13 protein-coding genes and 1 other RNA gene are annotated in these 19231 nt (G+C 51.0%); 8 read left to right on the top strand and 6 right to left on the bottom strand.

From position 1 onward, the window contains the following. Positions 1-85: 85 nt before the first annotated feature. The 6 genes from SPL68_RS11800 to SPL68_RS11775 all read right to left on the bottom strand — a co-directional run bounded on the left by SPL68_RS11800 (position 86) and on the right by SPL68_RS11775 (position 10502). On the bottom strand, positions 86-1273 hold the full coding sequence (locus tag SPL68_RS11800; RefSeq protein WP_323815351.1) for an efflux RND transporter periplasmic adaptor subunit: 1188 nt from the start codon (positions 1271-1273) through the stop codon (positions 86-88). Then, complete coding sequence (locus tag SPL68_RS11795) at positions 1266-4472, bottom strand: efflux RND transporter permease subunit (protein WP_323815350.1); 3207 nt, start codon at positions 4470-4472, stop codon at positions 1266-1268. Before SPL68_RS11795 ends, SPL68_RS11800 begins: the two co-directional genes overlap by 8 nt. 143 nt (positions 4473-4615) lie before the next feature. After that, positions 4616-6112, bottom strand: coding sequence for a heavy metal sensor histidine kinase (locus tag SPL68_RS11790; RefSeq protein ID WP_323815349.1), 1497 nt, complete (start codon positions 6110-6112; stop codon positions 4616-4618). A gap of 11 nt (positions 6113-6123) precedes the next feature. Then, the gene (locus SPL68_RS11785; RefSeq protein ID WP_323815348.1) at positions 6124-6810 is read right to left on the bottom strand and encodes a heavy metal response regulator transcription factor; all 687 of its coding nucleotides are present in this window, start codon (positions 6808-6810) and stop codon (positions 6124-6126) included. Positions 6811-6929: 119 nt separating this feature from the next. Then, positions 6930-7958: a DMT family transporter gene (locus SPL68_RS11780; RefSeq protein ID WP_323815347.1), complete on the bottom strand. Its 1029-nt coding sequence runs from the start codon at positions 7956-7958 to the stop codon at positions 6930-6932. 174 nt (positions 7959-8132) lie between these two features. After that, positions 8133-10502, bottom strand: a complete 2370-nt coding sequence (locus SPL68_RS11775) for a TonB-dependent receptor (protein ID WP_323815346.1) — start codon at positions 10500-10502, stop codon at positions 8133-8135. Between the two features lie 253 nt (positions 10503-10755). Here SPL68_RS11775 and rnpB point away from each other — a divergent pair. The 8 genes from rnpB (at position 10756) to mraY (ending at position 19161) form a co-directional block, all read left to right on the top strand. Beyond that, positions 10756-11138, top strand: an RNA gene (gene rnpB, locus SPL68_RS11770) — RNase P RNA component class A. Between the two features lie 352 nt (positions 11139-11490). Beyond that, a complete protein-coding gene (gene mraZ / locus SPL68_RS11765; protein WP_323815345.1) occupies positions 11491-11931 on the top strand; it encodes a division/cell wall cluster transcriptional repressor MraZ in 441 nt (146 codons plus the stop codon). Between the two features lie 8 nt (positions 11932-11939). Continuing rightward, on the top strand, positions 11940-12869 hold the full coding sequence (gene rsmH, locus SPL68_RS11760; protein ID WP_323815344.1) for a 16S rRNA (cytosine(1402)-N(4))-methyltransferase RsmH: 930 nt from the start codon (positions 11940-11942) through the stop codon (positions 12867-12869). A 74-nt stretch (positions 12870-12943) separates the two neighbouring features. Beyond that, positions 12944-13300 carry a cell division protein FtsL gene (gene ftsL, locus SPL68_RS11755; protein ID WP_323815343.1) on the top strand — a complete coding sequence of 119 codons (357 nt, stop codon included), beginning with the start codon at positions 12944-12946 and terminating at the stop codon, positions 13298-13300. Beyond that, the gene (locus SPL68_RS11750; RefSeq protein ID WP_323815342.1) at positions 13297-15120 is read left to right on the top strand and encodes a peptidoglycan D,D-transpeptidase FtsI family protein; all 1824 of its coding nucleotides are present in this window, start codon (positions 13297-13299) and stop codon (positions 15118-15120) included. Before ftsL ends, SPL68_RS11750 begins: the two co-directional genes overlap by 4 nt. Continuing rightward, on the top strand, positions 15120-16688 hold the full coding sequence (locus SPL68_RS11745) for a UDP-N-acetylmuramoyl-L-alanyl-D-glutamate--2,6-diaminopimelate ligase (RefSeq protein ID WP_323815341.1): 1569 nt from the start codon (positions 15120-15122) through the stop codon (positions 16686-16688). The genes SPL68_RS11750 and SPL68_RS11745 overlap by 1 nt, the downstream gene beginning before the upstream one ends. Further along, positions 16688-18079 carry a UDP-N-acetylmuramoyl-tripeptide--D-alanyl-D-alanine ligase gene (locus tag SPL68_RS11740; protein WP_323815340.1) on the top strand — a complete coding sequence of 464 codons (1392 nt, stop codon included), beginning with the start codon at positions 16688-16690 and terminating at the stop codon, positions 18077-18079. Before SPL68_RS11745 ends, SPL68_RS11740 begins: the two co-directional genes overlap by 1 nt. Further along, complete coding sequence (mraY, locus tag SPL68_RS11735) at positions 18079-19161, top strand: phospho-N-acetylmuramoyl-pentapeptide-transferase (RefSeq protein WP_323815339.1); 1083 nt, start codon at positions 18079-18081, stop codon at positions 19159-19161. Before SPL68_RS11740 ends, mraY begins: the two co-directional genes overlap by 1 nt. Positions 19162-19231 lie beyond the last annotated feature (70 nt).

The following is a 19231-nucleotide window of genomic DNA, read 5'->3' as shown; positions in this document are numbered from 1 at the left end:
TCCGGCTGCATCGCTCACATTCATCACACAATTTTTCTCTCAAATATTCATCGCAATTATTTATCACAAAAAGTTATCGCACTACTTATCTCACCACACGCACTTCATCGCCGGTGCGAATGGCATCGGGTGGGGTGCTGATGATGTGTTCGTCGGCGCTGATGCCTGAGGCGATTTCCACTACCGTTCCTTCATCGCGGCCGATGATGACGGGTTTAAGGGTGACGATATTTTTTTCGTTGATGGCGGCGACCACCGGTTGTTGTTCGCGGAACAAAATTGCACTGCCGGGAATGCGGATGCTGCCTTCGTTGTTAGTCAGCTTAAAGGTGACCTGTGCGTAGGCGCCGGGCATCAGATTGCCATCGGTATTGGCTGCTTGTAGCTCGACCAGTACGGAGCCGGAGGTGATATCCACAGCGCGTGAACTGCGCGTGACTTCGGCGGGAAAAGTTTTTCCGGCGTATTCCGGCAGGCGCAATTCTGCGCTTTGTCCTGCTTGGGTTTGTGTGGCGTAATTTTGCGGCACGCGCACAAAAATGCGCATGGTGTTTGAGTCGGAAATCGTAAATAGCGGCTGTGTGTTAGATGTCCCTGCAACAACCAAATCACCCAGTTGCGCCGAGCGGCTGGTGACTATGCCATCAAAAGGCGCGCTCAGTTTTGTAAAAGATTGCAGCGCTTCCAATCGATCCACATTTGCGCGCGCGGCAGCGGTTGCCGCAGTTTTTGCTTCAGCATCACGGCTGCGCTGCTCGACCATTTCGCGCGAGACAGCGGCGCTGTTTAGCTTCATCAAATTATTCGCGCGGTCAGCCATGCTCTGCGCATTATTTTGTTCAGCGAGTGCAGTGGCGTAATCGGCTTTGGCTTGTGCTAATTGATGCAGCAACTCCGGCGCATCCAATACGGCCAGCACCTGACCTTTTTTCACGCTATCGCCAATATCAACTAACCATTCTTTTATGTAGCCATTGGTTTGCGCGTAAATCGAAGCGCTGTTGAGTGGTTCCAAATTGCCCGGTAAAACCAGCGTATTTGCATCGGGGCTGGTGGCTGCGGTAATCACCGATACACTCGGCAGTGCCGCTTGCGCCGCTGCTTGGGTTAAATCTGCAGTGGCGTTACTGCGCTGCCAAATGCCGAGGCCAGCGAGTGCGATGCCGACTACACCGACGACCACGCCGAGCTTCACTAATTTGCGACGAAATTCGGTTGAATCCACCGGCGGGATTTGGGGGTGAGCCTGCTGTTGAGTAGAGTGATTAGACATTGTTTGGCATTAACTCCGTTTGAGATGCGACTTTTTTAGCCTGATGGCGATGCGCCCAGCTAAATACCGCAGGAACAAAAAATAAGGTGGCGATGGTGGCGGTGATCAGCCCGCCGATAACTGCGCGGCCGAGCGGCGCATTTTGTTCGGCGCCTTCACCTATGCCGAGCGCCATAGGAATCATGCCGATAATCATCGCCAGTGCGGTCATCACCACCGGACGCAAACGCACGTATCCGGCTTCAAGTGCAGCTTGTAGTGCATCGCCTGTTTCTGCGAGGCGGTCGCGCGCAAAACTCACCAGCAAAATCGAGTTCGCCGTCGCTACGCCCATACACATAATCGCGCCGGTGAGCGCCGGAACAGAAAGCGGCGTGAAAGACACAAATAAAATCCACACAATTCCGGCGAGTGCAGCGGGTAGTGCGGAGATAATAATCAGCGGGTCTTTCCAGCTTTGGAAATTCACCACAATCAAAAAATAAATCAACGCAATTGCACCGAGTAAGCCATAACCCAAACCGCCGAAGGCGATGTTCATCGTCTGGTATTGGCCGCGCAATGTGACGTTAGTACCCGCTGGGCGCTCTTTCTCCAGTTCTGCAATCACTGCATTGATGTCATCGGCAACCGAACCTAAATCGCGCCCTTGTGTAGTCGCAAAAATATTAATCATGGATTGCATGTTGTATTGCGATACCACCGGCAAAGTTGTTGAGCGCGTAATGCGTGCAAGGCCGCCTAAACTTTGTGATCCGTTTGTTGCACTAGAGATCGGAACATTTTCAAGATCGCTGATATCGGCCATTAAATATTCCGGTACCTGCGCAACAACCGGATAAGAAACCCCGTTGGCGGGATTGATATAAAACACCGGAGCAGTTTGTTGTGTTCCCGCGAGTGATGCGCCGAGGCTGGTGGTGACATCGCGCGCGGTAATACCGTACTGGCCGATGCGCGAACGGTCGATGTCGATATTCAATTGCGGTGTACTTTCTGGCTGCTGGATACGCACATCGGCAATGCCTGGAATACTGTTAATGCGGCGCAATAACACTTCGGCAAATTCGCGGTTAGCAGTAGCGTTGCGCCCGGTAATTTGCACATCCAGCGGTGAAGGTGAACCGAAATTTAAAATCTGGCTGGTGATGTCGGCGGGCAAAAATGAAAAAGTTGTGGCGGGAAAACGTGCGGGCAATTCTTTGCGCAAATTCTCGATATGTTTTGCCGCTCGATAACCGGGTTTTAGGCTGATCATGATGTCGCCATCTTGCGCGCTCACGGTACCGGAGGTGTTGTAGATCATATTCAACATGCTCACCGGCATGCCGATGTTGTTGATGATCGAATCCAATTCCTCTGCCGGAATTAATTCGCGCAGGGTGCGGCCAATCAATTCAAAACGCGCGGCGCTTTCTTCCACTTTAATGCCTGCTGGCATACGCACATGGAGCAGCATGCTGCTTGAATCTACCGCGGGGAAAAAGTTGCGCCCTAAAAATGGCACTAATAAAAAGGAGACAATCACTAAACCCATAAAACCGGCGGCGAAAATTTTGCGTGTGGCAAGTACGCCAGCGAGGGAGCGAGTGTAGCTATTACGCATTTTTTCAAACCCCTGCTCAAATTTTTTCTGGAAATGAATAAAAGGTGCGAACAGACGCTGGCTCCATGACATTTTTGTGTGCACAGATGTTTGATTGTTATCTTCAGCGTGATGTGGCTTTAATAAATACATCGCCATAGTGAGTACGACTGTGCGCGATAACAGAAAGGACGCGACCATCGCAAACACTACCGAAAGCGCCATAGGCACGAACAAATAACCTGAAATACCCGGCAGGAAAAACATGGGTACAAACACGATACAAATACACAAGAGTGCGACGAAAACGGGAATTAAAATTTCTGAGGCGCCATCCATAATTGCCTGAGTCACACTTTTGCCTTCGCCCAAATGCCGCTCGATATTTTCAATCGTCACTGTGGCTTCATCCACCAAAATACCAATCGCAATGGCAAGGCCGCCGAGGGTCATGGCATTCAGGGTTTGACCAAAGGCATTGAGTACGGCGATAGCGGCAAAAATAGAAAGCGGAATGGATGCGGCAACAATGACGGTTGCGCGCCATGAACCGAGGAACAATAAAATCAGCAGTGAAATCAGTGCAGCAACCAGCAGTGCTTCATGCAGTACCGTCATCATGGAGGCGCGTACAAACACCGATTGGTCGGCGATAGGAATAGCTTTAAGTGAGTTGGCGAGGCCATCGGTAATGCGTGGCAGCGCTTCTTTTACACTCTCTACAACTTCCAATGTTGATACCGCGCCGTTTTTCAAAATGGTTAATAACACTGAGCGAGTGCCATCGACATGCACGATATTTTGCTGCGGGCTGCTGCCGTCGCGCACAGTGGCAATATCGCGCATATAAATAGTCGCGCCGTTCACGACTTTAACGGGGATATCGCTTAAACCTTGAAGTGAATCGGGCGCGTTATTGAGTTTGACGTTGTATTGTTGCGAACCCATTTTGACAAAACCGGCGGGGCTGATTTGGTTTTGTGCGGCAATTGCAGCGCCGACATCGGCAGCCGATAAACCAAAAGATTGCAGCGCAACCGGGTTCAAATCTATCTGGATTTGCCGCTGTTTTCCGCCTGAAGGCAAGGGCATAGCAACACCGGGCAGCGTGAGCAATTGCGGGCGAATTTGCGTCATGCCCAAATCATTTAATTGCTGCTCGGTTAATCCTTCGCCTGAGAGTGCTACTTGCAGCACCGGTACTGTGGACGCATCGTAATTCACAATAAACGGCGGTGTAATTCCCGGCGGCATAGTGCGCAACATGGTTTGCGATACGGCCGTGACCTGCGCCGTGGCGGTGCGAATATCCACATTGGGATGAAAGAAAATCCGCACTATGCCCATGCCGGTCATCGACTGGCTTTCGATATGCTCAATATCCGAAACAGTAGTATTTAGTGCGCGTTGGTAAGGGGAAATAATGCGATTGGAAATATCTTCCGGCGCGAGTCCGCTGTAAGTCCAAGATACAGCGATAACCGGAATACGAATCGCCGGAAAAATATCGACCGGCATGCGCAGCGCAGCGAGTGTGCCGAAACCTGCAATCAAAATTGCCAGCACGATAAAGGTCAGGGGTTTTTGTAAGGTAATACGGATCAGACCTTTCACGGCGATCGCTCCTTAAAAGGAAAAACTTAATAAAAGCGTGAGGGCAGAAACAGTTGAAAAATGTCTAGGGTGCAGCCTTGGTAGACAGATTTAATGACGCCAGAGCAAGCAAGTTAATTTTTCAGATGTTTCTTGGGTGTTGCTTAGATGTTACGTAGGTGAGCTGGTCGATATGCTGACGCTTCGCTGACAGAATTGTCAGCTTGGAGGAATTGACAGTTTTTTACATCGGCGGTTGGTTCAATCGCTAAGGAAAAACCAAAGCAGTTGATGCCATTTTCGCTGCTGGCGAATACATCGCCGTGATGCATTAAGGCAACGGCGCGGACTATGGATAAGCCGAGGCCGTGTTGGGTATCGCTGCGGGTGCGTGCTGCATCCACGCGATAAAAACGTTCAAACAAACGTGCGAGATGTGAGGCTTCTATTTCATCGCCAGCGTTGGCAACGCTGACGCGCGCAAAGCCATCGGCAGTTTGCAAATTTACGATGACATCGGTGCGTTCGTGTGCATGGCGTGCGCTGTTGCTGAGTAAATTTGCCAACGCGCGGTGAAATAAACGGCGGTCAATTTTCGCTTGCACATCGCCTTCGATAATCACCGATAGCGACTTTTCCGCAAAAGACGGTTCGAGATATTCGGCCGTTTTTATCGCCTCTTCGCGCAGCGATACATCGCTTAATTGCGTTGCGTATTCACCCGCTTGTGCGTGAGCCTGTGCATGAGAGAGAAAGAGCATGTCATTGACGATGGAGGTCATGCGCTCCAGCTCTTCCAGATTGGATTGCAGCAAATCTTCCAGCTCGTGTTGCTCGCGCTGCCGAGCCAATCCCAATTGAGTTTGGCCGATTAAATTGGTGAGCGGTGTGCGCAGCTCGTGGGCGACATCGGCGTTAAAACTTTCCAGTTGTGTCCAGGCAATTTCTTGTCGCTCCAGCACGCCATTAAAAGATTCGGCCAGCGTTTGCAGTTCAACAGGCAGTGCTTTGGTATCCAAGCGTTGGCCGCGATTGCCGGGCGCCAGTTTGTGGGCTTGCTGGCTGAGATAATTGACCGGCAGCAACCCCACATGCGCCACCAAAAAGCCGAGAATCGCCACCAGCGCCACACCGATAACCGAGATGACAATCATGGTGCGGGTAAAGGCGTCGAGCGTGCCCATGTAGGGGGTGGAATCCAGCGCGGCGACATAGCGCACGGCGGGGCGTTCGCCATTGGCGGAGATGTCGGTAATCAATAAATAGAGCGAGCAGGGCTCGCGGGGGATACGCGAAAATCCGCTGGGCTGTTTGGCCAGATCGACACCTGCCAGCGGTTCGCCGCCGACTTGAAAGCGCGCGTCATCGCTGATCACCCAATAATGCGTATGGCCGCCTTCAACCGTAGTCCAGTTCGCCAGTTTGGTGCCGACGGTTGCCCAGTCGGCAAGAGATTCGCGCGCGCTTATGTAAGGCACCATCAAGCTGTGGCGGAACTGCAATTCCTGATGCATTTGCTGGCGCAGGGAGTTGTGCAGCGACTGGCGCAACACCAGTGCGGCGATAACCACAATCACCAGAGCAGCCAGCGCAAACATAATGGCGAGGCGAGTGGAAATTGCACGGCCAGTGAGGCACTTGTTTAGGATCGGGTTTTTCATGATCGGGCTGTTCATGAAGTTTCGGGCCTCGCCTCCAGCACATAACCCATGCCGCGCACGGTATGCAGGAGTTTGACGGCGTAGGGCGCATCGACTTTGGCGCGCAGGCGTTTGATTGCAACCTCAACCACGTTGGCGTCGCTGTCGAAATTCATATCCCATACCTGCTCGGCAATCATCATTTTGGAGAGGATTTCGCCTTGATGGCGGGCGAGTAGGCTGAGCAAGGCAAACTCTTTGGCAGTCAGATCCAACCGTTGGTCAGCGCGGGTAACACGGCGAGCAAGCAAGTCCAAATGGAGGTCATCGATTTGCAGTTGAGTGACATCGGCACCATCGCTTTGGCGACGGCGCAGCAGTGCTTGTAGGCGCGCGACCAATTCGATCAGGGAGAAGGGTTTGGGCAGATAATCGTCAGCGCCCGAGCGCAAACCTTTGACTCGTTCATCAACCGATCCGCGCGCTGAGAGCATTAGCACCGGAGTTTGTTTGCTCGCGCGCAAACCATCGAGCACGCTGTAACCGTCTTTGCCGGGCAGCATCACATCCAGAATAATCGCATCGAAGTCTTGCTCTTGCGCAAGGTAAAGGCCGTCCACGCCGTTATCGGCAACATCGACGCGATACCCCAGTTCGCTTAGGGCGCGATTGATGTAGGACGAGGTTTTTTCTTCATCTTCAATAAGCAGGATGCGCATTGCACGAGTCTCCGCTGCGCTGAATGTGTGCAGACTTCGCCAATGATAACGCCTTCGTCCTAACGCGATGCCAACAGCAAACTGACATTTTTGTCAGGAAGTGTTGGCGACAAGTGAGGTTAGTCTTGAGTTGTTTCCGTTTTGACGAGAGTGGTTTTGGGCGTGCGGGATTTAAACGCGATGATCAAGCCCGATGCGGCGACCACTGCCATACCGGTCAGGCTCATGCTGTCGGGAATGGTGCCAAAGATAATCCAACCCAATAAACCTGCCCAAAGCAGCTGTAAATAGGTGGTCGGTGCTAGTACCGAGGCGGGCGCATGGCGATAGGCGAGGGTAAACAGATAGTGCCCCAAGCCGCCGCTTACGCCCATGCTGAGCAATAAGATAACTTCTAGTGAGCTGGGTGCGTCGCTCTCCCAAAACCAGGGTAGCGCCAAGCCGTACATGATGGTGCCTACCAATGCGGTGTAAAACAGCAGGGTGATGGCTTTTTCGGTACTGGCAAGCAGACGCGAGAGTAATTGGTAACTGGCGTTGGCCACTGCTGCGCCCAGCGCAAACATTATCCCGATGGCATCCAAACCGCCACCGGGGCGGGCAATCATCAGCACGCCGATAAATCCAGCCACTATCGCCACCCAGCCCCAGCCGCCGATTTTTTCGCCCAGTATGGAGCCGGCAAGCAGGGCGACCAATGTGGGGGAGAGAAAGTTGATGGCAGTTGTCTCGGCCAACGGCATACGGTGCAGCGCCATCCCCATACACAGGGATGCAATACTCAGTACCAGCGCTCGTGCTACCACCAGCAAGGTGCGCTGGGTTTGGACGAGCTGTTCGGAATGGCGCGGCGCAAGGATCATCACCATCAGCAGAAAATGCACGATATAGCGCATTGCTACCACAAAAGGCACGTTGTAGTGGGTGGTTAAATACTTGGTGGTACTGTCCATGCACGCGAACAGAAATAATCCGGCTACAGCGAGCAAAAATCCTTTAAGCAGATTGTGTTGCAGATGAGTGTTGGGTTGCGGGGCGGTTGCGTCAGTTGTTTCTGGTGTTGATTCAGGCGTCGATTGGGGGGGCGATATGGTTGTCGATAAAAGTATCGATTTATCTGTGGGCTGCCCTGAAGGGGAATCGCTCATTACTGGTAATCCGGTAGGTGAAGCTTAATAAGTCATATTAATGGTAGCAGGAATGCGGTGCAGGATGAGCGAGAAATGCCTGTCAGTAGCAACAGATGATAATTTTTGATGCCAAAACGAACACGCCCGGCACTATGGCCGGGCGTGTGATGGAAGTGAAAATCAGGTTTTAGATCAGAACCGAACAGTTCCTTGCACTGCAACCGTCGCTGGGCGCTCATAAAACGCGTAGTAGCCAGAACCGGTGCGCGCGGTGATTACCGTGGCGACCGGCAGGCCGTTGGCGTAGGTCACGACTGACTCATCGGTCAGATTCTTACCGATCAATGCCAGTTCCCACTTGTCGTCATTGCCACTTAGCGCAATGCGCGCATTGATTTTGGTGTATGCAGGCTGCTCAAATTTGGGGTCTAGCGATGGTGTAGTCAGGTACTCGGAGCTGTAAATCACGTCTAGCGTGTTCACCAGCTTCAGGCCATTGCTGAAGTTGATGGTGTAGTCGAAACCGACATTACCCTGCAGTTCAGGTGTAAATTCACGGCGCTGGCCGGTGGCGTCACAGATGTTATCGCCAATCGGCGCGATGTTATCGGTCTGGCCAAAGTAGCACTGGGAGTTGGGGAAGTCGGTGTATTCAAAGTCGATGTAAGCACCGCCACCACGCACTAACAGGTTGTCGGTGAGCGCCCAGCGGCCATCAACTTCCAAGCCTTGCACTGTCGCTTCACCGGCGTTGGTGACGTTAAAGCTTACGCCGCCATCAAACTGGCTGGTTTGCATATCGCTAAATTCAGAGCGAAACAGGGCGAGATTCAGTTCGGCGGCACCGTCAGCCAGCGCAAACTTGCCGCCGATTTCATAGTTCACCACTTCTTCATCTTCAAACTCAAAAGTACCGGTGATCGGCATAGTGCCGTTGTAGGCATTATTCACCGCTGGATCTGGGTGAGCGTTGGCGCGCACATCAAAACCACCCGACTTGAAGCCGGTTGTATAACTCGCGTAGAGCATATCTGTGCCGTTCAAATCGTATTGAAAAGTAATGGATGGTGTCAGGCCGGATTCGTCGCGATCGCCTTTGATTGTGTCGTAAGGTTCAACGTTAAAGGTGCCCCACAAGCGGTTGTATATGTCGCTCGGGGAGCCAACTGGCAGCTCATCGCCCGCAGCTGTTACGTGATACTGGCGGCGAGAGGCTTCTTTGGTTTCTTCGGTGTAGCGGGCGCCGACAATCAAGCGCGTCGCATCGGTGATGTTCCAGGTACCTTGCAGGAAGATCGCTGCAAGATCGGTATCTTGGGTAAAGTCACGTTCGGTTGCCGCTCCGCGCAGTGGCGGCGCTTGCAAAGCGGTGGCGATAAAGCTATCAGTCGGAACATTGATGGCATCATGGAAATCCATCGAGCTGCCTTGGAAGAACAGGCCGCCCAGATAACTGAAGGTGCCATCTTCCGGTGAGGCGATGCGCAATTCCTGACTGAATTGCTGGTAATCCTCATTGGAGAGAATGTTAAAGCCTGAAGCACCGGTGAAGTCGCAGTCGCACAGCTCCTCATAGGTATAGGCGTTGTAGCCAGTTACCGACGTAAGTGTGTGCTCACCTAATTCGCGCTCGATGGTAAGGGTGACATTGTCGGTATCGTTATAGCTGTAATCGCCGTTGGATTGGCGTTTCCAATCGTGAGTGCTATCCAGCTGATACTGGCCTTGGGTGAGGAAGGCGAGGGCATTGGCGTAGGAGGCAGCTTGACCATTTGCGTTGGGAATTTCTACGGCGTTCACCACCTCGATATTGCGGCCATCGCTATCAAATGAGCCGTCTTCTAATTTGAGTGTGATGTCCCATAGGTCGCTCGGTTGCCAATTCAGCGTCGCACGAATAACGCGGTTTTCATCGGCAGACTCATCGCGACCCAAGGTGGTGTTTTCCATATAGCCATCGGAGCTGCTTTTCATAATTGCCAAGCGGCCGCCGAGGGTGTCGGTAATGGGGCCTGAGAGCACGAGGCGCACATCTTTCTCGCCATATTCCGGCTCGTAAAGCGCTGACAGCTTGCCTTCCAGTTCATCGCCCGGTTTTGCGGTGGTGATACTCACCGCACCTGCAGTGGAGTTTTTGCCAAACAAAATACTCTGTGGGCCACGTAGGACTTCTACTCGTTCTATATCGAGGAAGGGCGCGCGCGATAACTGGGCGCGGCCATAGTGAATGCCATCAATAAATTGCGCCGCCGACTGCTCAAAGCCTTGGTTTACCCCGGAGCTAATGCCGCGAATGGCAATATTGGTGCCGATACCGGTTTGAGTCATATTAAAACTGGGGATGTAATCTGCCATGGTTTCAATATTGGTGATCCCTGCGGATTCGATTTTCTCGCCCGACAGAGCATTCACTGATATAGGTACATCGCGTAGGCTTTGCGGGCGTTTTTGCGCGGTCACCATCACTTCTTCCAGTGCGGGGCCTGCGTCTTGGGCGAGGGTAGGGGTGGCGATAAAGAGAGTGATAGTCGCAGCAAGAAGATTGCGAGGATACGCTTTCACTGGGATGTCTCCTGGATTTTTATTCTAGGGTTGGTGTGACTAACAAATTCCATTTGTCCAAAAAGGGGCAAAAAAGTCTTGTTAATTAATAGACTACGGCGCCAAAAATACCAGTTAATGCACTGAATTGCTTCAAAAGAGAAATAAGGGCGCCACTTTTAGTGACGTTTTCAGTGGTGTTTCCGGGAAAAATCTATTTTTGGGTAAAAAGCGCCCTTGCACTTGCCGGTTGCGACGAGTAATGTGCCGCTTCGGAGTCGGCTCGGCAGTCGCTCTGGTGTTAACTGGGTAATACTCTTGAGTGTTGTTTGGTGCATCGGGGAGGAAAGTCCGGGCTCCATAGGGCAGAGTGCCAGGTAACGCCTGGGGGGCGCGAGCCTACGGAAAGTGCAACAGAGAGCAGACCGCCTAAGCATCCGCAAGGGTGACGGTAAGGGTGAAAGGGTGCGGTAAGAGCGCACCGCGCAACTGGCAACAGGCTGCGGCATGGTAAACCCCACTCGGAGCAAGACCAAATAGGAATCCATTGGTGCGGCCCGCACTGGATTCGGGTAGGTTGCTTGAGGCTGATGGTGACATCAGTCCCAGATGAATGACTGTCCACGACAGAACCCGGCTTACAGGCCGACTCCGAATTTTCTGCAGTTTTCTGGTTTGTGCATGTGCGTTGTGATCTGCATAGATCCATTCCTTCTATAAATCCCTGACTTTCACTGCAAAATAATTTCAAACTTAATGTTTTACATTAGGTTTGGCCTCTATCGTTTTGTTTTTGTTATTTAAGTTGATTTTCGTGGTTTTTCGCTTCTGCATTTTCCCTCCTTATTTGACGAAATTTCCCGATTTTTCCCGCGATTTTCCCGTCGTTTCGGCAATTGCTTGCTTGACTTTGCATCACCCCGATTTATAGTGAGCGCTGTGGGAAAAAGTGGGTTTTAGTGGTTTTTTATGGGCTTTAGTGAAAAATAATCCCGTCAAGTGGTGAAAAGTGGCTACAGGCAGTTACTCCATCAGCATGGACCCCAAGGGTCGCATGGCGATACCAGCGCGCATTCGCGATTCGCTGCTGTCGGCTGGCGCCGGGAGTTTGTGGGTGACTGCGCATATGTACGAGCGCTGCTTGCTGGTTTACACCGAATCCGAATGGGAGCCGGTGCTCGCTAAAATTCAAGCTTTGCCATCCGGTAACGAACAAGTCCGCAAGATTCAGCGCCGCTTTATGGGGCAGGCAGTGAATCTGGAGATGGACGCAAACGGCCGGATTCTGGTTCCTCCCACCCTGCGCAACTTCGCGCATCTGGATAAAAAACTGATGCTGGTCTGTTTGGGTAACAAGTTTGAGCTGTGGGATGAAGACAGCTGGAACTCGCTCATGGATCAAAGCATCGACGGCGAAATGTCGCCTGAATTACAAAATCTTGCTTTCTAGGTATCCACGTGTCTGACGCACAACACATCACCGTACTTCTGAATGAGGCGGTAGCGGCACTGGTTACTGATACCTCGGGTTTTTATGTCGATGGCACCTTTGGTCGCGGTGGTCATAGCGCCTTGGTGATGCAGCAGCTGTCCGCCGATGGCCGCCTATTGGGGATCGATAAAGATCTGGCTGCTATCGCTACTGCTAATACCCGTTTTGCCGACGATGCCCGCTTTGCTATCGCCCACGGCTCCTTTGCGGAGTTGGCGCAACTTGTAGATGCGCGGGGGATGACCGGTAAGGTTGCTGGCGTGCTGCTGGATTTGGGGGTGTCATCGCCACAGCTGGATGAAGCCGAGCGCGGTTTCAGTTTTATGCAGGATGGTCCGCTCGATATGCGCATGGATCAAACCCGCGGCCAGAGCGCAGCAGATTGGGTCAATAGCGCCAGCGAAGATGAGATCACCTGGGTATTTAAAGAGTATGGCGAGGAGCGTTTTGCCAAGCGTATGGCGCGCGCCATCATCGCCGAGCGGCAGAAATCTCCTTTTACTCGCACCAAACACTTGGCGGAAGTCATTAAAGAAGCGAATCCAGCATGGGAGAAAGGCAAGCATCCGGCGACTCGTGCATTTCAGGCGATCCGTATTCAGGTGAATAACGAGCTGACGGATCTTGATGCGGTACTGGAACAGGCATTGGCGGTGCTGGCACCGGGTGGGCGATTGGTGGTGATCAGTTTCCACTCTTTGGAAGATCGCGCGGTTAAGCGTTTTATTCGTCGCCAGGAATTGGGCGACTCAGTGCCAAAAGGTCTGCCGGTTCGCGATGACCAGTTAAATAAACGCATGCGCTCGATAGGTAAGGCAATCAAAGCGAGCGATGCAGAGGTGGCGGCCAATGTGCGTTCGCGCAGCGCCGTTATGCGAGTGGCGGAAAAATTGTAAATCCCGGTTTTGTGTCACCCGTTTTACCCGATCAGTAATTAATGCCATTTGATAAATAGATGCCCAGGGATTCCATGAACAGAAGTCATCCATCACAACAAAAGCCGCTTTCGCCAGCTCTTATGCTGGTAATTGCCGTTTTGTGGTTGGCGACTCTGGCATCCGCATTGGGTGTAGTCGCAACGACACAAGTTGTACGCCGCGATGTAAATACCCTCGAAACCCTGCGTCGTGAAGCTGCCCAATTGCAAGTGCAATGGGGGCAATATCTGCTGGAACAAAGCACTTGGGCTGCTTATGGTCGCGTAGAAAATGCGGCGATTTCTGAATTAAATATGATGGCGCCAACACCGGAAGAAATGGTGATGATTTCCGGTAATCATGTGATTGATCATCCTACTCAGGTTATGCCTGCGGCAGGTGGACAATGAGCCGTCAATCCGCCTTTGAGCCGCGTCCAGCGCGCCCATCTGCACAACCTGCACGCAAACCATTAAAAGTCGCGCGTTGGCGCTTCTATGGTGTGGGTGTGGTGCTGGTGATGTTGGTCATTTTATTGATCGGTCACGTCGCCAGTTTGCAAGTGCTCCCCAATGCCGATAAAGGCTATGAGTTTCTGCAAGATCAAGGTGAATCGCGCACGCTGCGCACGGAAGTTATTCCGGCTTATCGCGGTGTAATTACCGATCGTAATGGCGACCCGCTTGCGGTAAGTACACCGGTTTCTACGCTCTGGGCGAATCCGAAAGTATTACTGCAAGCGCCGCATCGCTGGGCGGAATTGGCGCAAGCTTTAAAAGCCAATAAAGCCGAGTTGGAGGCGCGGCTTGCGCGTTACGGCACAAAAGAATTTATGTATCTGCAGCGTCAAATGTCCCCTGAAGCCGCGCAAGCGGTTTTGGCGTTGGATATTCCCGGCGTTTACGAGCAGATTGAATATCACCGCTATTATCCCGCTGCCGAAGTTGCTGCACATTTGGTTGGCATGACCGATGTTGATGATCGCGGCCAGGAGGGAATGGAGTTGGCTTACGATGCATGGCTCACTGGTGAAAACGGCGCGAAAGAAGTTTTGAAAGATTTGCGCGGCCGTACGGTAAAAGAATTGCGTTTGGTGAAAGCAGCGCGCCCCGGTCAAAACCTCACACTAAGTATCGATCTGCGTTTGCAATATCTCGCGCATCGCGAATTAAAAAAAGCGGTTGAAGATGCAGGCGCAGTGGCCGGTTCGATTGTGATCTTGGATGTGCTCACTGGCGAAGTGCTCGCCATGTCTAATCTGCCAACCTACAACCCGAATGATCGCAGCCGCGCGCGCGGTGCTGGTCTGCGCAACCGTGCTATCACCGATTTATATGAGCCGGGTTCTGCAGTAAAACCCTGGGTAATTCTCGCTGCGTTGGAGAGTGGAAAATTTAAGCCGGAAGATGTGATTGATACTAATCCCGGTTATTTCATGGTGGGTTCCAAAGCCATTAAAGATCACCGCAATTACGGTGCGATGGATTTGGCGATGGCGATTGCCAAATCCTCCAACATTGCGATGACAAAAATTACCTTTGCGTTGGACACTAATGCCGTGCGCAACATGTATGAACGCTTGGGTGTTGGTCAGCCGATTGGTACTGGATTTCCAGGAGAGTCTGCTGGCTATTTACCAGTATTAAAACCTGCGCAAAAAATTGAGCAGGCTAACTTCTCTTACGGCTATGCACTTAACAGTACCGTGCTGCAAACCGTTCAAGCTTATGGTGTTATTGCAACCGGTGGCATCAAGCGCCCAGTGTCTTTATTACGTGTCGATAACCCGCCAGAAGGTCAGCGTGTTATCGAGAAAAAATATACCGATCAAGTAAAAGAAATGCTCAAGCGTGTGGTGTCTGCTGAAGGTACAGGCAGCAAAGCGCGCGCGATTTCTTATTCAGTCGCCGGTAAAACCGGTACTGCGTATAAAGCAATTAATGGTCGCTACTCCAATCTGCAAATTAGTTCGTTTATTGGCATGGCGCCAACCAATAATCCACGCATTGTGGCGATGGTGGTGATTGATGAGCCAAAGGGCGGCGGCATTATGGGTAACGGCGGCATAGTGGCTGCACCCGCGTTTTCAAAAGTTGCAGAAGATGCGCTGCGTATGTTGCAAGTTCCTCCCGATAATATTCGCAAGCCAGAAGATAAATCGCTGGTTTCCGAACCATCAAAAACACTCGCGCCAAAGGTCGCCGCAATTAAAGAGAGGTCAGATAGCTAATGGCCACTCAAACATTTGAATCTACTTTAGCGAGTCTGTTGCCTGAGATCGACTTGGGCAAAGCTGCTGATTTGGTAGTGAACAATTTATGTCTTGATACCCGTCAATTAAAAGCGAGCGATGCGTTTATCGCGCTGGCAGGAATAAAAGTTGATGGGCGTGATTTTATCGCCAAAGCAATTGAGTTAGGCGCAGCTGCGATTCTGGTTGAAGCTGATAAAAATTGGCAGGGCATTGACTGGTTGGGTGAAGTGCCGGTAATTGCTGTTGATGATTTACCTGCGCGTGTCAGTGAAATTGCCGGGCACTTTTTTGGTGAACCAAGCAAAACAGTTAATCTGATTGGTATTACCGGTACTAACGGTAAAACTACTTGCACCTTATTAGCGGCGCAACTGCTCGCGAATCTGCAAAAAAAATCAGCAGTCATTGGCACTATTGGTTACGGCTTGCTGGACTCATCTGTACTAGCGCCTCTGGCGCAGCAAATTGGTTTGCTCACCTCAACTGGTTTAACTACGCCTGACCCTGTCAGCTTGCAACGTATTTTGAAGGAACTCGCAGGCAACGGCGCTGCGTCTATCGCGATTGAAGTTTCATCACACAGTTTGCAGCAAAAGCGTGTTGCCGGTTTGCAATTTACCACCGCGGTGTTCACCAATCTCACGCAAGATCACTTGGATTATCACGGTGATTTAGCGACTTACGGCAAGGTTAAAGCGCAACTGTTGCATATGCCGCTGCTGCAAAATGCAGTGGTTAATCTTGATGATGAATGGGCAAGTAGTTTGGTTTATCAGGCGCCAGCGAATGTGCGTGTGATCAGCTACTCAACTGAAAAAGTTGCCGATGTTTACACCACTCAAGTTGAGTTGCATGCACAGGGCGTGCGCGCACATCTGCATACTCCATGGGGTGACGCGGATATAAATTCTCCGCTTCTTGGACAATTTAATCTCAGCAATTTGTTGGCGGTCATTGCTGCTGTTGGCGCTCAGGGGTTCTCACTCGCAGAAATATTGCCCTTTATTGTGCAGCTAGAGCCTGCACCGGGGCGTATGCAATTAGTGGTGGTCGATCAAGCAACGCAAGAAGTTCAAGTTATCGTCGATTACGCGCACACGCCCGATGCGCTTGAAAATACCCTGCAAGCGATTCATCAACATAAAGCTGGCCGTGTCTGGACTGTGTTCGGTTGCGGCGGCGATCGCGATAAAAGCAAACGCCCGCAGATGGGCAAAATTGCCGAGCGCTTAAGTGATTATGTGATTGTGACTAATGACAATCCGCGCTCGGAAGATCCTGCCAGTATTGCAGCAGATGTTGTCCGCGGCATGAATAATCCAAATGGTTGTTTAGTGATTGCTGATCGTGCGCAGGCAATTGACTTTGCCGTGCAGCAGGCCAAAGCGGGCGACATAGTATTGATCGCAGGCAAAGGCCATGAAGATTACCAAATCTTCGCAAACCAAACTCTTCCGTTTAGCGATAGTAAACATGCGCGCATTTCGTTGCAGCGCCGCATCGCAAAACATGAACAAGACAATCAGTCATCGGAGGCTCATTGATGATCAAGCCTCTTACATTAACTTGGGTTGCAGAATTTATTGCCACTAATAAGCCGTTGCGTGCATTAACCGCAGAATGCAAACAAGGTGATGTGGAATTTACGCGCGTGAATACCGATTCACGCACTTTGGTAGAAGGCGAATTATTTGTCGCTTTGCGTGGTGAGCGTTTTGACGCGCATGACTTTATTGCCGATGTGGTTGCCAAAAAACCTTGTGCATTAGTAGTAGAGCGCTTCTTTCCCGAATTTGATTTGCCGCAGTTGGTCGTGAGTGATTCATTGCTTGCATTGGGGCAAATCGCTGCACTCAATCGCAGTTTATTTACTGGGCCGGTAGTTGCAATTACTGGCAGCAGCGGTAAAACCACTGTTAAAACTTTGTTGGCAGGCATTCTGGCTGAGTGTGGTTTAACCCATGCGACCAAAGGTAATTTTAATAATCACATAGGTGTGCCATTAACGCTGTTGCAATTGGATGCTCAACACGAATTTGCTGTGATTGAAATGGGCGCCAGCGGTCCTGCTGAAATTGAATATCTCTGCTCGCTCGCCAAACCGCAAGTGGCGATGATCAACAATGTAATGCCTGCGCATATTCAAGGGTTTGGATCTTTAGAGGGTGTTGCTCGGGCCAAAGGTGAAATTTACACAACTCTGCCTGAACAGGGTACAGCTGTTGTGAATGTTGATGATGATTTTGCGCCTGACTGGCTCGCATCTTTAGTAGAGCGTCAGATTATTCGTGTTTCGCTAGCCGATCAAAGCGCAGATTGTTTTGCAAAAAATATCAAGATTAATGCAACCAGTCTTGAGTTTTCTTTGTGCCTTCACGGTGAATCTATTTCTGTCAGTGTAAATGCACAGGGCGAACACAATGTGCGCAATGCACTTATGGCTGCCGCTTGTGCTTTTGCTGTCGGTGCAAGCTTGTCGCAAATCAAGCAAGGTCTTGCCAATTTTGCACCTGTTGCGGGGCGCATGAGTCGCCACATTGGTTTCAATAGTGCGCTGATTATTGATGACAGCTACAACGCTAATCCTGGTTCTGTGCGCGCTGCGATTGATGTGCTCGCACAAACCTCACAAGGAATTTTGGTGTTAGGCGATCTGGGTGAGCTGGGTGCAGAGGCTCCACAGCTGCATGCAGAACTGGGTGAATATGCACGCACAAAAAAAATCGCCAATCTATTTACTGTTGGAAAACTCAGCGAAAACGCTAGCCGTACTTTTGGTGCAGGTGCCATGCATTTTGTTGATCAGGCGAGTTTGATTGAGCATCTAAAAACAATAGCTGATAAGGATACTACTTTACTTATTAAAGGCTCGCGCAGCGCCGCTATGGATGTGGTGGTGCGCAAGCTGTGTGATTCTGTGGAGGATCAACACTAATGCTGTACTGGCTATCAGAATACTTACAAGAATATCTGCGCAGCTTTGCAGTGTTTCAATATCTCACCGTGCGCGCCATTTTGGGTGTGCTTACCGCCTTGGGGATTTCGCTGTTGCTCGGTCCTTGGTTTATTCGCCGCTTGACTGAGTTGCGCATTGGTCAATCGGTGCGTAACGATGGCCCTCAATCTCACCTCAGCAAATCTGGCACGCCGACTATGGGTGGTGCTTTGATTTTATCGGCCATTTTTATTACTACATTGCTCTGGGCGGATTTATCCAACCGCTATGTGTGGGTGGTATTAATTGTCACTGCGATTTTTGGTGCGGTTGGTTGGGTAGATGATTACCGCAAAGTGGCCAAGCGTGATTCACGTGGTCTGCCTGCGCGCTGGAAATATTTTTGGCAATCTATTGCTGGTTTTGGCGCGGCATTTTTCTTGTATTACACCGCACAAAGCCCGGCAGAAACACAATTGTTTATTCCTTTTTTTAAAAATGTCGCGCTTGAATTGGGCATTTTTTACATCGTATTTACCTATTTTGTAATCGTCGGCACCAGCAACGCAGTAAACCTGACAGACGGTTTGGACGGTTTGGCGATTATGCCGAGCGTAATGGTTGCCGCCGCTTTGGCACTAATCGCATACCTCGCTGGGCACTCACAGTTTTCGCAGTATTTGAATATTGCTTATATCCCCGGTGCAGGTGAGCTTTCGGTTTTTTGTTGTGCGCTTGTGGGAGCTGGTTTGGGTTTCTTGTGGTTTAACACTTATCCCGCACAAGTATTTATGGGCGACGTTGGCGCTTTGGCATTGGGCGCTGCTTTAGGGGTGATCGCCGTTATCGTGCGCCACGAAATTGTACTGTTCATTATGGGCGGTATTTTTGTGCTGGAAACAGTGTCCGTAATTTTGCAAGTTGCTTCGTTCAAGTTAACTGGTCGCCGCATTTTCCGCATGGCGCCTATTCATCATCACTTTGAGTTAAAAGGCTGGCCAGAACCGCGCGTAATTGTACGTTTCTGGATCATCACTTTAGTGTTGGTGTTAATTGGTCTGGCGACATTAAAGCTGCGTTAAGTGTTCGTGTGATTGAATGTTTGTGTAGTTAATTTTTATTTTTTCAGAAAAGTGCGAGAGAAAATACAGT

The organism is Cellvibrio chitinivorans, from assembly GCF_035117775.1.
In the GTDB taxonomy this organism is placed as follows: Bacteria; Pseudomonadota; Gammaproteobacteria; order Pseudomonadales; family Cellvibrionaceae; genus Cellvibrio; species Cellvibrio chitinivorans.
Note: the sequence above shows the minus strand (reverse complement) of the source record. Positions and strands in the feature narration are given on the sequence as shown.

Coding starts and splice junctions, on each gene's coding strand:
- SPL68_RS11740 (WP_323815340.1), top strand. CDS start 16,688: ATGATCAAGCCTCTTACATTAACTTGGGTTGCAGAATTTATTGCCACT.
- SPL68_RS11750 (WP_323815342.1), top strand. CDS start 13,297: ATGAGCCGTCAATCCGCCTTTGAGCCGCGTCCAGCGCGCCCATCTGCA.
- SPL68_RS11745 (WP_323815341.1), top strand. CDS start 15,120: ATGGCCACTCAAACATTTGAATCTACTTTAGCGAGTCTGTTGCCTGAG.
- mraY (WP_323815339.1), top strand. CDS start 18,079: ATGCTGTACTGGCTATCAGAATACTTACAAGAATATCTGCGCAGCTTT.
- SPL68_RS11780 (WP_323815347.1), bottom strand. CDS start 7,958: ATGAGCGATTCCCCTTCAGGGCAGCCCACAGATAAATCGATACTTTTA.
- SPL68_RS11790 (WP_323815349.1), bottom strand. CDS start 6,112: ATGAAAAACCCGATCCTAAACAAGTGCCTCACTGGCCGTGCAATTTCC.
- ftsL (WP_323815343.1), top strand. CDS start 12,944: ATGAACAGAAGTCATCCATCACAACAAAAGCCGCTTTCGCCAGCTCTT.
- SPL68_RS11785 (WP_323815348.1), bottom strand. CDS start 6,810: ATGCGCATCCTGCTTATTGAAGATGAAGAAAAAACCTCGTCCTACATC.
- SPL68_RS11800 (WP_323815351.1), bottom strand. CDS start 1,273: ATGTCTAATCACTCTACTCAACAGCAGGCTCACCCCCAAATCCCGCCG.